The following is a 12,570-nucleotide window of genomic DNA, read 5'->3' on the forward strand; positions in this document are numbered from 1 at the left end:
GCGGTTATCTTCGATGTGAAGCGAGTTTGGCCGAGCGCTTGGCTGTCTGCGCGGAGTTGGTTTCTGATGGCGATGTCCAACCTTTGGGGCTGGAAAGCCTCTAGCGGGTGAGAGATAGTCGACCGTGAGGGGGGGTAACCCCAAATGAGCGGTGATACTCAGGTGACCAGCATATCCACCGCGCTCGCCTGGCAGGGGATGGCGTTGCTTCGCCAGGTCCTGCGTGCACGCGCCGCGCTGGTACTGGAGCAGGCCAGGCAGGCGACCATTCGCTCAGCACTCGCTTCTCTGCCGCTCGGCACGGACCTCATCCACCACCCAGGCGATGGCGGCAGCTGGGGAATTCGTACTTGCGACACCCGCTGGCCGTGCCAGAGGACCGGCGTGGAGACGGTGGCGCCACAGCGTTACCACCCAGGTTCCCGCGCCGAGCGCATCCGGCAGGTGCCTCACGCAAGCTGAGGTCGCCCGCCGCGCCCGATACCCCGACGACACCATCGCCGTCTACGAGACCGGCCACAACAGCCCCAGCATGTACTGGGCCCCCGCGCTGGGCGGTTGCCCTCGGCTACGGACTCGTCTCTACGAGCCGCCTCCGCCGGCGGAGCCGGATTCCGGTGGAACTGTCGCTGGAAAGGTGGATCCTGTTGGGAGAAGCCATCTACCTGATCGCCCGGCATGTCGTGTCGGAAAGGAGTCCGCTGATGACACTCTCTCGTGAACCCGTCCCGCGTCGATACAACTGGACGGATTTCCGCTCCACACTCGAGTCTGACTGGGCAGCGACCCTCGACAGTCTTGGGATTGAGTGGGAGTACGAGCCGACCAAGTTCACCCTTCCATCCGGCGCCTGGTACCTGCCCGACTTCCATCTGCCGAAGATCGGTACCTGGCTCGAAGTCAAAGGTACCGGCGTCCCTGGAGAGGAAAAGGCCCGCGAACTCGCAGAGGCGCTCGTCTGCCACTGTGAAGCGACCTGCAAATGCGCATGGCCAGGAGGAGAGATCGTTCTGCTCGGCCACGCTTCCCTTCGTAGCCCGGGCAAGCGCTTCGGCGTCATGCACTGGTACGACGCCCTTGGCGGGAACGCCTTGCTCGGCCAGTGCAGCCACTGCGGCAAACGCTCGTGGGTTAGGCCGCGGCACTCCCTCACCTGTCGTTACTGCAAGGTCAACGACCCTGGCGGCCGTCACTTCGGCAACCTGCTCAATACCGGTGACGTCGACTTCCGGCGCTCCGACCGCATTGAAGAGTTCGACTTCTAACTAGGCCGGCTGGTGATGGCGTGGAGCGTGGAGCCGAAGCTGGACGGGTTGGCGATCTCGGCCCGGTACCGGGACGGATGCCTTGTTAAGCTGGTGACGCGCGGAGACGGCGCGGCGGGGGAGGACGTCTCGCACGGGATAGGGGTCATCGCCGGGCTTCCCGAGCGGCTGGCCGAGCCGGTGACGATCGAGGTGCGTGGTGAGGTGCTGATGACTCAGGCGCAGTTCGAGGCGGCCAATGCCGCACGGACCGGTGCGGGTAGCAGCGCCTTCGCCAACCCTCGCAGTGCCGCGGCTGGGTCGCTGCGCGCACGGTACCGGTCGTACAGGGTCGAGATGACGTTCTTCGGCTACGGCGCGCTTCCGCTGCCGGCCGACGCCGGCTTCGGCGCGGGTTGTAGCGTTTCAATTTTGGTGTCTTAATCTCAAAGATCTTGTCATCTGGATGTCGGTACTGTCCCAGGCGATGTCATGGGTCTTTGTTCAGCCGCGCCAGATTTGGTCCCGCTGCGAATGTGCTCGTTGTCAGGCTGGGCTCGAGGCTCACCCGCGCGCTGGCTGAGTGTTGCGCCGCACAGACGTCGTTTATCTGGACACTTTTGACCGCTCGAGGCTGGAGAACTGCTCGGAAACGTTGACTTCTGGATGTCGCTCGGGCGTGTCGCGTCAGATGCTGGTGGCCATCAGCCGTTTGCGAGAACCACCGGCCCTGCGCACGAAGAGGCGCAGGGCCGGTGTCGGTGTCCCGGTCAGGCGTTCGTGGGCGGAGTGGCCAGGATTCCCTTGAGCAGGCCGGTGGACTGGCCCACCTCGATGAGGTAGCCGTCGGGGTCACGCAGGTAGCAGCGCACTTCCGACGCGCGGTCGAGGGGCTCGGTGAGGAAGCGGGCGCCCTTCGCGACGGCATGCGCGTAGAAGGCGTCCATGTCGGCCACGCGCACGTTCAGGAAGCCGGACACCCGCTCGCCGCTCCGGGGCGCCTCCAAGGTGACATCCGGCTTGTCGGGAGTGGGCCCGCCGCCGGGATTCATGATGATCCAACTGTTGGCGACCTTCACGATCGCCGGGTTCTCCTCCATCACGACCTCGCCGCCGAAGACGTCGGCGTAGAAGCGCCTCGAGATCGCGACGTCGCGTACGGTCAGGAAGTGCGTGAGGAGGAGGCCGTGCTCAGGTACGGGCAGGTCACCGTGAGACGTCATCGTTCGTCATCCCTTCTTCGATGGGGGCAGGCCGCGGCCGGGGGCCCGGGGATCGGTGCCGCGGCCTGCCCAGGGGTGGCGCGCACGGGGGAGCCGCGCGCCTGGCAGATCGCGGCCGGGGGCTCCGCGCGACCTGCCCGGGGTGGCGCGTACCGGGGGGGCACGCGCCTGGCTTCGTGAACCTGAATGGAACCGGCATCAGCTATGACCGGACGGCGAGCGTGTATGTGACAGCACTCGGCTCGAGCCGGCGGCCGACCGGTGGCGCCAGGGGCCGCTGTCACAGATGACAGGGCTGTCCGGTCCTTGTTGGTGACCGGCCGGCCGATGACGCGCCGGCGTGGAGAACGCAGGTCACGCGGTCAGATCCGCGATCGTGACCGGCCCGGCCGCGTCCCTCACCGGTAACCAGCGAGTCCTCGGAGGTACGTCTCATGTCAGCACAACCCGCGGCCGACCCCCTGCGCCTTCCAGCGCAGGTGGAAGCCTCGATCAGGGCGGCCGCCGACGAGATGGACGCCATACGCGACATCCCGGAGGAACTGCTCGCCGAGCTTCGTGACGCGGGAGCGTTCCGCCTGTTCACACCTCGTGAACTCGGGGGCTTCGAGGCTCCCCTGACGACCGCGCTGGAGGTGTACGAACGGTTCGGCCGTATCGTGCCTCGGTGGCGTGGATCGTATGGAACGCCAACTGGGGCTTCATCGGCGCGCTGCTGGGGGAGGCCGGCACCGCACGCCTCTGGGAGCCGGGGCCCGAGCCGGTCTTCGCTAACTCGGGCACGCCCGGGGTCGCGGTCGCCGTTCGCGGCGGCTACCGGGTCTCCGGCAACTGGAGGCTCGTCAGCGGGATTCACGGCGCCGACCGGCTCATCGTGGCGGCCGTCATCACCGAGGGAGACGTTCCGCGTCTCACGCAGGCCGGTACGCCGGATGTGCGGCTGTTCATCCTGGAACGGGGCCGGCTGTCGGTGAAGGACACCTGGCACGCCACTGGCTTGCGCGGCTCCGGCAGTAACGATGTCCTCGTCCAGGACGCCCTGGTCCCGGACGAGCTGGTGGCGCGCGTCGACGTACCGGCCCGCGTCCAACGGCCGCCGTACCAGGGTTTCATCCCCGGTCTGGTGTTCCCGGGGTGTACGGCGGTCGTCCCCGGCGTCGCGCAGGCCGCCATCGACGCGACCGTCGAGCTGGCGAGGTCCAAGAAGACGCTAAGCGGTGGGACCCTCGCCGAGAGCTCACAGGCCGTCATCGCCCGGTCGGAGGCGGCTCTTCAGGCCGCCCGGCTCCTCCTCCACGCCGCCGCGGAAGCCATGGCGGGGGCGGCGACCGGCGATGTCATGCTCGAACGGCGAGCCGCCCTGCGCGCCGCCATGAGCCATGGCGCCCAGGTGAGCCGCGAGGTGCTCGTCGCCATGTACGAGCTGGGCGGCTCGTCCTCGGTCTACCGGGGCCGTCCGGTCGAGCGGCTGTTCCGCGACGGCATGGTGGCCCCTCAGCACGCCAACCACTCCGCCGCCTTCTTCGAGGTGGCAGGGCGCGTCCGCTTCGGCATGGACCCCGGTGTGGCGCTCTTCTAACAGGATCCGTTCGCAGAGAGGAAAGTGTGTGACCGTCCAGCTCCATGAGGACTTCAGCGGCAAGGTCGTCATCGTCACCGGCGCCGGCTCGGGCATCGGCCGCGCCGCCGCCCGGGCCTTCGCCCGTGCCGGCGCGCGCGTACTGGGGGTCGGCCGGCGCGACGACGCCCTGGCCGAGACCGCCGTCGGGCACCCGGAGATCGTCGCGTGTTCCGCCGACGTCCGCGCCCCGGATACGCCGGGCAGACTGATCGACGAGGCCACTGACCGGTGGGGCCGCCTGGACGTGCTGGTCAACGGCGCCGGCGCCACGAAGGTGATGCCGCTGGCCGAGACCACCGCCGGCGGCATCGCCGACCTGTTCGACCTCAACGTCACCGCGCCGAGCATGCTCGCCCACGCCGCCCTGCCGCACCTCCGGCGGGCCAAAGGGTCGATCGTCAACGTCTCCAGCACGTACGGCCACCGGCCGCTCCCCGGCATGGCGCACTACGCCGCGTCTAAGGCTGCGCTGGAACAGCTCACTCGGAGCTGGGCCCTGGAGCTGGCCGCTGACGGTGTCCGCGTCAACGCCGTGGCTCCCGGGCCGACCGAGAGCGAGGCCCTGGCCGCGGCCGGGCTGTCCGAGACGACCGTCGAAGAGATCAAACGGGACGAGGCCGCCCGCATACCGCTCGGCCGCCGGGGCGAACCCCACGAGGTCGCGTCGTGGATCCTGCGTCTGGCCGACCCGGCCACGACCTGGCTCACCGGCCATGTCCTCACCATCGACGGCGGCCTGGAACTCATCTGAGACGGCGGGAGACGCGCGAAGCGCTCACATTCGCTATCGCGCTGGATGCTGGAGGGGGAGCGTCTGGGAGGTCAGCTGGATGGAGCCGCCCGGGGTGGTGGGCCGCCACTCGGCCAGCAGCACGGTCGCGTCGTCGGCCAGCGGCGAGCCGTGCTCGGCCAGGAGGCCGTGGATGAGACGCCGCAGCGCCTCCGGCGCGGACATGCCGGCCGCCATGGTCCGGAGGATGGTGTCGGCCAGGCGGTCCACCCCGAACAGGTCGCCGCCGCGAGTGCGCGCCTCGACCACGCCGTCGGTGTAGCACAGCAGACGGTCACCCGGGCTGCAGGGTCTCGTGAAGCGAGGCGATGAACTCACCGAAAAACACCTGATCCAGATCTGGGCCGCGCCGCCAGAACCGGTGCTATGGCTGAAGGAACACCCCTGGCCAGCCTGGGAACCCGACGCCTCAGTCACCAGGACCGACTTCTACGTCGAGACCTCCACCGGCCAGTACTGGCTCAGTGACTACACCACCGGCCGGCACACCGCCAACGTCACCGGCCGAGGGAACGGCATCATCCTCCCCGAGCCCGACGGCCACATGGCAGCCATCTTTACCGGGCAGGCCGACAGCATCGTCGAGGTCATGAAGGACATTCTCTCGGCAGAGCCGGAGCCCGAACTCGATGCCTGGGAAGAGGTCGCCGAGGTCAGCATGGTCTTCACCGGCCCCGACCTCGGCTGCAACTTCCTCGACCAATCCGCCCCACCCGGATACGAGTACCTCCCCGCCGAAGAGGGAGAATCCCGCACCTACCGGGTCCGGGTCTCAGTCACCGGCCGCCACAGCCACCACGAACTCACCGGCCGCACCCCCGGCGATCACCGACACGCCGAACGACACCTCATCCAGATCTGGCCCGCGCCTCAGGAGCCACCGAAGGTCTGGAAAGCCCCAAGACAGTGACTCCGGCGCGCTGAATCGCCGCGTCGCTGGATATCAGGAGACGTCGGTAGGCCGGTAAGTACCCGGCCGCAGATCGATCGGGAGGAGCAGGTAGGCCAGCAGCAGCCACAGCCGGATCCGTACGCTGCGAGGCAGGGGCAGGGTCGGCGGCCAGCCGTTTGCGAAGACGGACCAGGTCGAGCAGCATCCGCAGGGAGTCGTGCAGGATGGCCAGGTCGAGGCGGCCCTAAGCCACAGGGCAGCGATGACGGCGAACCACAGCACCGCGAGCCCGGCCACGATCGCGATCGCGAGGTCCCAGACCAAGATGCCTCCCTCCAAGGGCCCGGTGATTGCGATGGGTCAGTGGGTCCAGAAGGTTCGGCGGGCCGAACCGGTGAAGGCGGCTCCGAGCCCCGCGACGACGTTGGCGGCCACAAGCCGAGGCCCTGCCACCGACATCTTGGCTGCGATCGTGCGCGCGGCCATCGAAGCCCACCGCGACCCGCAGGCCCATCGGCAGGCGCTCACCCGTGAACAAGCCGAGCGCCGCGCGATCCGCGAGGGCCTGAACAGGTGATGGGGCTGATACGCAGGAACGGGGTGCGGACGGATCGTGGTCTCCTGGGCTTCCGCTTAGCTCGTTGATCACCAGGGAGGCGATGTGCACGGGCTGGGCGGCGAGCCGGTCGATCACGGCGATCGTCTCTGTGGGTGGGATGACCTGGTCGGGATCCCACGACGGCGCAGGATGGATTCCCAGAAGCCACAGTTGCGGCGGCGGCCATCACGAGGCAGTGGATCAGCGTCGGGCGGATGCGCGCGCACCAGAAGGGCTCGCCTGATGGGGGATCGTCATGACGCTCCCATGCTCGCAGAAGACCGCTGCGCGGCGTACGAGGCCTATGCTGCCCGACGCGGTAGGCACTGATCGACCAATCTGTGCCTCGCGGCCTCGCGGCCTCGCGGCCTCGCGGCCTCGCGGCCTCGCGGGCATCCAGTTCTTCAGCGAGGGCCACCACCTGCGTCGGCTGGGTGGCGCTAGAACTTATCGATCGCGCCTTCAGCACTGCCCGACACTCATCACCCTTTGCTGCGAGCCGAGCACACACCGTTATCATTCCTCGTGCTGCCGTAACGCAGCACCGACGGAGGGGACGACTGCGGGACCGGCGACGACGGGACGTTCACTCTTGTGTGTTCAGGGACCGCGTTGAAGGCCGCTCACCACGATCACCGCATCGGATGCGCCCCCGCGAAGCCCAACCAACAAGAGATGATCATGAACCTACTTCTCGCTGCCCGAGACGTCCTACCGGCTGCGTTCGCCGCCGTCCTGGCGATCACCATGTCGTCGGCGTCGGCCGAGCCAAGGCCCAACCTGGATCTGATCAACAAGATGGATGGCAGCCGTCTGGCTCTCAGCAGTAACAGCACCGCCGAGGGTGCCGCCGCCATCACCCTGCGCGACCCGGTCTGGAAATACTCGACCGAACAGTGGGACGCGGAGGAGACTCCGACCCCTGACGAGCCGGGCGGGTGGACGGCGGTCTACAAGAACCGGGCCGCGAACAAGTGTTTGCAACCCGCATCCGCCAGTCCCGGGCGCGGCATTCAGGTCATCGTCCAGACCTGCAACGGCTCCGACCTTCAGAAGTGGTTGCTCGAGCCCGAGAAAGTCAACGACGCGTACACCGGCTGGTGGATGTGGCGGCCCAAGGTCAACCGTAACGTCGCCCTCACTGTGGCGCGCTACAACGACGGCAGCTGGGACACCCTCTACCTCGACACCGCCTACCCCAGCAGCGACCGGCTCTGGAGCAGCGAAGCCAACGACAGCTCCTGGAGTTCGTGACCGCACTGCGGGTCCAGCCGTCATACCAGTCGGAGAGAACGAAGAGCTTCAGCGCAGGCCTGGCCCCTGAGGAGGGGGTACCGGCAAGCCGGAGACCGTGACCATGCTGGGCACTGGATGGGACAGGCCCACCTCGCCGGGTTCCCCGAATCCCCGGATGCGGCCTCCAGGGCCCCGCGCTCCTCCGATACACCGGGCCCCGGAAAGGGCGGGTCACGCGCAAGGCCGAAGCGGGCGGGCATGCGCGCCGGTCGCACGGTGCCCGTGTTCGTCAATCGCGGCGGGAGCACCACGACCCGCCTACTTACCTTGGACAGGGACCGACCGGGTGGCCGGGGGGCGGCTGCCCACCGGCCATCCCCGGCCGGGCCGGCAGGCGGCGCCCACCGGTGGCCGTCTCATCGACGGTGTCCCGGCGGGTTCGCCGCCCAGGCTCGGAGATCAGTGGTTCCGGGTGGTTCGGGACAGCCGCAGCGTGCTGCCGCCGCCTGCCGGGGTGTCGGCCCCGACGGGGGTGCTGGCGGTGGGCCGGTCGGATTGGCAGCGTTGTTTCTCTGCGGAAGTGAGCGGGCCGGTGCGCTGGTAGAAGCGGTCGGTGAGATCGGGGGCGGGGTAGTCCAGGACGGTGTGCAGGCGCCACTGGGTGTGCGGGTCGTCGGGATCCGGCGAGGTGGTGAACCAGCCCTCGGTGCGTCGCCGGCCGGCCTGGGTCTCGATCCAGGCGACCTCGCCGGGCTTGACGATCTCTGTGACGCTGTGGGTGATGTCGGTCGTCCAGCGCGGGCCCGTGCGAGTTCCGGCGGTGAACTGTTTGGCCATGTTGGTGCTGGTGGATCCGGTGCCGGGTAGTCCGGCGAGGGCCGGCAGGTCGCCGTAGGAGCGTCCGGTGAAGGGGACCGGGCGGGTTCGGGTGAGGGTGTTGCGGGTGCAGTTGATGTAGACGTCGCCGTTCAGCTGTGCGGGTTCGAAGTAGGAGTAGGAGTAGGCGGTCTCGGGGGTGAAGGTGCACGCGCCCGGTGCGCCGGCGCACTGGGACACCGCGTCGGCGACACTTCGGCGGTCGTTGCCCCGGAAGGCTTCGGAGGCCGGTAGGGCGGTCTTGGGAATGGTCTTGTCCACCGGCGGCGGAATCTGGGTCGCCTGGACCTTGGCGATCAGTGGGCCGCACCATCCGGTGGCGTTGGCGGAGGCGGGCACCTGGGAGGTGAAGGTGAGCAGGGGCTCGGTCTCGCCGGCGGTGAAGGTGTAGGTCTGCCCGATGCGCCAGACGCCTTTGCCGAGTGTGTTGGCCTTCTTGTCCGGGTCCGGGGCGGTGGTCCGCTCACTGACCGGGCCACCAGCGCCTTGAACGGTGTATGCCTGGCCTTGGGCCACGGCTGCCGGGGCACATTTGGTGGCAATGCCGGGGCTGTCGTCGAAGGTGATGGTGACCTTGGCGCCGGCGCGCACCCCGCGGAGCCGCTGCTTGAACGCGTTCTCGGGTGCCGGAAGGCGCAGCATCACGGCGGGCTTGTGGTCCGGGTGGCCGGAGACGGTTCCCGGATAGCGCACGACACCACCCACGGTGCCGGCTCCATCGGTCGAGCCAACCGACCAGCCCTTGACCGCCGTGGAGTCCGGGCCGTCGCCGACGATGGCGGGCTGGGTGAAGTCGCCGTTGATGACGGCGATCGGAGTACTGGCGGGCGGATCGGCGTAAGCAAGCGAGGCGGGAAGGCCCAGGCCCAGGCCCGCGGTGGTGGCGGCGGTCCCCACGGCCCAGACGCGCAGGTGCGGTGTCTTCACAATGATCTCCAGGAGATGATGCCGGAAGGCCGGGTCAGGAACGCTCAGGGGCCAGCACCGTCCGGCGCATCAGCCGTGCGCCCGCCGGAGGTGCGGAAACCCTGACCAGGCCGATCATGCGGGCGCTGCTGTTGTTGATGGTGTCGTCCACGGCCGTCCTGCCCCGGGTGCGCAGCCGGTCGCAGGCATTACCGGGCGCGGTGAAGGTGTCGGCGATGAACGTGCTGGTGTTCACCGTCGAAGGCCCGTCGACGACGATGTTGCGGACCTGCAGGCCACCGACGTTGAGCGTGCCGGCGATCCGCCGCATCGCCGAACTCGCCCCGAAGACGAGAACGTCACCGGGCTGCACCGTGGTGGTGGAGGTGGTGGCCTCGCTGACCTCCGTCGTCCAGGTGTGCTGGTAGGTGAGCTTGAAAGCGCCTTCGAACGCGCCCTTGACACCAAGCGCGCCCGCCAGCTTGCCGCCGCCGTTGGCTCCGGCCTTGGCGCCGACGGTGGCCGAGGGGCCCTGCTGCTTGTTCGGCGTGGTGAAGTCCCCGCTGCCTTCGGCGTGCACCGTGGCGGTGACCTCACCGGAGGCGTTGATCTGCCCCTCGACCGCGAGCTTGCCGGTGATCTCCCCGCCGAGGTTGTCGGTGCTTCCGGTCTTCAACGTGACCTGGCGCGTCACCGTGATCGCGTCCTTGGTGCAGTTGATCATCGCGTTGCCCAGCGACCTCACGGCGCTGTAGTACTCACCGGACAAAGTGGTGTCGATGTGGAAGTGGCAGCCGTCTGGGTGGGCGGCGCACTGCTCGATCGCCGGCCGGGTCGACGGCAAAGGCTTGTCGCCCTCGAAGGCCTGCGCGACCGGCAGACCCGGCCGCGGCGCGGCGTAGGCGCTCACCGGCCCGAGCGCGACCAGCGCCGCGGTCGCGGGCAGTGAAATTCGCCGGAGGCGGGACACGGTGCTGGTCATGAGCGCATCGCCTCGCACAGGCTCGTCAGCTGAGCCGAATCGGAAGACTCCTTGAGCTTGGGCGGCAGGTCCGCGGCGAACTCCTGGCATGCCCGGTCCATGACCGGCGACGCGTTGTCCGAAGGAGCCGGATGCATCCCGGCCAGCCCCTCCCGGGCCTTGTCCATGTCCCGGCGCTCCTCTTCGCCGCCGCCGATCAGCTCCTTCATGCACTCCTTGGATTCCGGCGGACACTTCTCCGCCTTCTTCTTGGCCTCGGCGATCTCTTCATCCGCCTTTGCTTTGTCCTTCTTGGCGTCCGTACGTTCGGATTCGACGCCCTCGCGTTCCTTCGCCGACGCGCCGCACGGGTGCGGTTCGCCATTCGGGCACGGCGTCGGCGTGGGCGTCGGTGGGGGTGGCGGCGCGACGGCGGCAGGAGCTGCGCTCGCCGCCGCCGCGAACACCGATTGATGGGAGCAGACGCCGGCGATCAGAAGCGCCGACGCGCATGTGGCCAACAGGCCGGTCAGGCGGATATCGGGCATGTCCTACTTCCAGGGTGTGGGCGAGTCGCGGCGATGGGCTAATACGTAGTCCATCGCGGCGACCCGGCGCGCCGGACTGAGCGGCGTGACCTTCCAGGCCGGGCAGGAGTGTGGAACTCACATCGGCCGAGGTTCGGGCCGCCCGGCGTCCTTACCGGACGCGGTCTTCAAGGCCGGAGGCGCCGGCGGTCGAGGACCGCTCAGCGCGGACCGGCCTTGAGATGGCCGGTGGGCGGCCGCCCACCGGCCATCTGGTCAGGCTCCGTCAAGCGTGAGCTGCAACGCCATCGTGGTGCCGTTGCGGTTGATGACCACAGGCACCGTCTGACCGGCGCGCTTGCCCGCCAGGATCTCGTGGAAAGCGCTCACGGTCGGGGTCGGCTGCCCGTTCAGCGTGGTGATGACGTCGTTCGGCAAGATCCCGGACATCTCGGCCTTGCTACCGGGCTCGACGTAGTTGACCTTGACCCCGCCGCCGCCCGAAGCATTGGCGACGTATCCGCCGAAGATCGCCTGGGCGCCGCCTGCGGTGATGTTGACCCGCAACGGCAAGGTCACTCCTTCGAAGGTCAGAGTGCCCGTGAAGGCGCCCCCTGCCAACGGCGCGTCGCTGTTGGCGGCGACATGCACCGCCCACGGCCGGGTCCAGGTCCAGTTAGTACCCTCCAGCTTGACGGTGGCGGACTTGCCGTCCGGGGTGATGTCGACGGGGCAGATCATCGGGCTCGGACAGTGCGGGTCCACGCCGGTGATCCGGGTGTACTGCGGAGCCTCGATCCTGACCTCATCCGGGTGCGACCGCGTCTGGTAGTCCGGCGGGTACTCCACCGTCTTGGCCGGCCCCGGAGCATCCAGGTCCGGGACGTTCGTCTGCGGGGACGGCGCCTGAACCGGCGTGGCCACCGCCGTAGGCGCCGCTGCGGTCGCGGACCCCATACCGGCCCCGGCCAGCCCTGCCCCCAGAGCCAGCACCACACATGCCCTCGTACTCGTGCGCATCGTGTTCCTTCCCCGCCCCATCGCCTACCCGGGTGATCATCTTGTGACGGAAGGTAATCGATCACGGAAAGGCCGCCAGGCTGACCCGCCGGACTACTTCATGCACAACCGGATGCCGCCTGCGACAGCCACATCTTCCCCACGAGTGACAGCGGTCATCTGCGGATCGCCTGAGCGCGTGGGACGACCGCGCCCACCGAATGACCGACAGAGCAGTAATGCGCCGGACTACCTTGCGAGCGCAGGACAAGCCACTGCGACGCCGGGACGCCTGCGACAGCTTGACAGTTCACATAAGCATGACTTCGACCACGAGTGCGTACGATGCATCGCTATTCAGTCTGGTGGCCCTGGTTGGGTGCTCGGCGGGTGCTCGTATGTCGCGGTACCGTCCGGCAGCACCCGGTACGGCATCGGGCTGATCTGCCAGAGTGGGGATGGCGAACGCGGACTAAACGGCACGTACCGGCAGAGCGGAACACGGTGCGGTATCGCCATCTGGGCAGAGCTGTGGACTTTTAATCCTGTCGGCGACACGTGAAAACTGGCTCTGGCACGGATTCCGTGATGCTGACCCTTCTTAGGGGCTGTCTCGAAGTGCGGTTTGTGTCCGGGATGACGGCGTGTCGTGTTCGATAAGTAGCGAGGCCTCCGGTAGGTGGTTCAGCGACCAAGC

14 protein-coding genes and 1 pseudogene are annotated in these 12,570 nt (G+C 68.3%); 8 read left to right on the forward strand and 7 right to left on the reverse strand.

Annotated elements, in window-relative coordinates; translation table 11 throughout:
- Positions 1-617: 617 nt before the first annotated feature.
- Together AB0L00_RS43310 and AB0L00_RS43315 are read left to right on the forward strand one after the other, a co-directional pair.
- A complete protein-coding gene (locus AB0L00_RS43310) occupies positions 618-1,265 on the forward strand; it encodes a hypothetical protein (protein ID WP_364443650.1) in 648 nt (215 codons plus the stop codon).
- A 27-nt stretch (positions 1,266-1,292) separates the two neighbouring features.
- Positions 1,293-1,688 carry a hypothetical protein gene (locus AB0L00_RS43315; RefSeq protein WP_364443651.1) on the forward strand — a complete coding sequence of 132 codons (396 nt, stop codon included), beginning with the start codon at positions 1,293-1,295 and terminating at the stop codon, positions 1,686-1,688.
- A gap of 326 nt (positions 1,689-2,014) precedes the next feature.
- On the opposite strand, the gene AB0L00_RS43320 is transcribed toward AB0L00_RS43315, so the two are convergent.
- Positions 2,015-2,467 (reverse strand): VOC family protein, encoded by a 453-nt coding sequence (locus AB0L00_RS43320; RefSeq protein ID WP_364443652.1) that lies wholly within the window; start codon positions 2,465-2,467, stop codon positions 2,015-2,017.
- Positions 2,468-2,979: 512 nt separating this feature from the next.
- Between AB0L00_RS43320 and AB0L00_RS43325 the strand changes: the two are divergent.
- From AB0L00_RS43325 to AB0L00_RS43335, 3 genes and pseudogenes are all read left to right on the forward strand, one after another.
- Positions 2,980-3,105 (forward strand): annotated as a pseudogene (locus AB0L00_RS43325) (hypothetical protein); the annotation flags it as partial.
- A 29-nt stretch (positions 3,106-3,134) separates the two neighbouring features.
- Positions 3,135-4,046: an acyl-CoA dehydrogenase family protein gene (locus tag AB0L00_RS43330; RefSeq protein WP_364443654.1), complete on the forward strand. Its 912-nt coding sequence runs from the start codon at positions 3,135-3,137 to the stop codon at positions 4,044-4,046.
- A 28-nt stretch (positions 4,047-4,074) separates the two neighbouring features.
- Positions 4,075-4,839 carry an SDR family oxidoreductase gene (locus tag AB0L00_RS43335; protein ID WP_345350388.1) on the forward strand — a complete coding sequence of 255 codons (765 nt, stop codon included), beginning with the start codon at positions 4,075-4,077 and terminating at the stop codon, positions 4,837-4,839.
- 33 nt (positions 4,840-4,872) lie between these two features.
- Here the strand turns inward: AB0L00_RS43335 and AB0L00_RS43340 are convergent, their stop codons facing one another.
- Positions 4,873-5,196, reverse strand: a complete 324-nt coding sequence (locus tag AB0L00_RS43340; RefSeq protein ID WP_364443655.1) for a SpoIIE family protein phosphatase — start codon at positions 5,194-5,196, stop codon at positions 4,873-4,875.
- On the opposite strand from AB0L00_RS43340, the gene AB0L00_RS43345 reads away from it, so the two are divergent.
- Complete coding sequence (locus AB0L00_RS43345) at positions 5,174-5,788, forward strand: hypothetical protein (RefSeq protein ID WP_364443657.1); 615 nt, start codon at positions 5,174-5,176, stop codon at positions 5,786-5,788. The two genes, AB0L00_RS43340 and AB0L00_RS43345, sit on opposite strands and share 23 nt — an antisense overlap.
- Positions 5,789-5,821: 33 nt before the next feature.
- Here the strand turns inward: AB0L00_RS43345 and AB0L00_RS43350 are convergent, their stop codons facing one another.
- A complete protein-coding gene (locus AB0L00_RS43350) occupies positions 5,822-6,094 on the reverse strand; it encodes a hypothetical protein (RefSeq protein WP_364443658.1) in 273 nt (90 codons plus the stop codon).
- A gap of 31 nt (positions 6,095-6,125) precedes the next feature.
- Between AB0L00_RS43350 and AB0L00_RS43355 the strand changes: the two genes are divergently transcribed.
- Together AB0L00_RS43355 and AB0L00_RS43360 are read left to right on the forward strand one after the other, a co-directional pair.
- A complete protein-coding gene (locus AB0L00_RS43355) occupies positions 6,126-6,347 on the forward strand; it encodes a hypothetical protein (RefSeq protein WP_364443660.1) in 222 nt (73 codons plus the stop codon).
- A 702-nt stretch (positions 6,348-7,049) separates the two neighbouring features.
- Positions 7,050-7,622 (forward strand): RICIN domain-containing protein, encoded by a 573-nt coding sequence (locus AB0L00_RS43360; RefSeq protein WP_364443661.1) that lies wholly within the window; start codon positions 7,050-7,052, stop codon positions 7,620-7,622.
- A gap of 441 nt (positions 7,623-8,063) precedes the next feature.
- On the opposite strand, the gene AB0L00_RS43365 is transcribed toward AB0L00_RS43360, so the two are convergent.
- The 4 genes from AB0L00_RS43365 to AB0L00_RS43380 all read right to left on the reverse strand — a co-directional run bounded on the left by AB0L00_RS43365 (position 8,064) and on the right by AB0L00_RS43380 (position 11,894).
- Entirely contained in the window at positions 8,064-9,407 is a 1,344-nt protein-coding gene (locus tag AB0L00_RS43365; protein WP_364443663.1) for a hypothetical protein, read from the reverse strand.
- Between the two features lie 34 nt (positions 9,408-9,441).
- Entirely contained in the window at positions 9,442-10,368 is a 927-nt protein-coding gene (locus AB0L00_RS43370; protein WP_364443665.1) for a hypothetical protein, read from the reverse strand.
- On the reverse strand, positions 10,365-10,895 hold the full coding sequence (locus AB0L00_RS43375; protein WP_364443666.1) for a hypothetical protein: 531 nt from the start codon (positions 10,893-10,895) through the stop codon (positions 10,365-10,367). Before AB0L00_RS43375 ends, AB0L00_RS43370 begins: the two co-directional genes overlap by 4 nt.
- A gap of 255 nt (positions 10,896-11,150) precedes the next feature.
- On the reverse strand, positions 11,151-11,894 hold the full coding sequence (locus tag AB0L00_RS43380) for a PDZ domain-containing protein (protein WP_364443667.1): 744 nt from the start codon (positions 11,892-11,894) through the stop codon (positions 11,151-11,153).
- Positions 11,895-12,570: the final 676 nt, after the last annotated feature.

The organism is Actinoallomurus sp. NPDC052308 (genome assembly GCF_040679195.1).
Classification (GTDB): domain Bacteria; phylum Actinomycetota; class Actinomycetes; order Streptosporangiales; family Streptosporangiaceae; genus Actinoallomurus; species Actinoallomurus liliacearum.

Coding starts and splice junctions, on each gene's coding strand:
- AB0L00_RS43320 (WP_364443652.1), bottom strand. CDS start 2,467: ATGACGTCTCACGGTGACCTGCCCGTACCTGAGCACGGCCTCCTCCTC.
- AB0L00_RS43355 (WP_364443660.1), top strand. CDS start 6,126: ATGGGTCAGTGGGTCCAGAAGGTTCGGCGGGCCGAACCGGTGAAGGCG.
- AB0L00_RS43360 (WP_364443661.1), top strand. CDS start 7,050: ATGAACCTACTTCTCGCTGCCCGAGACGTCCTACCGGCTGCGTTCGCC.
- AB0L00_RS43370 (WP_364443665.1), bottom strand. CDS start 10,368: ATGACCAGCACCGTGTCCCGCCTCCGGCGAATTTCACTGCCCGCGACC.
- AB0L00_RS43375 (WP_364443666.1), bottom strand. CDS start 10,895: ATGCCCGATATCCGCCTGACCGGCCTGTTGGCCACATGCGCGTCGGCG.
- AB0L00_RS43380 (WP_364443667.1), bottom strand. CDS start 11,894: ATGCGCACGAGTACGAGGGCATGTGTGGTGCTGGCTCTGGGGGCAGGG.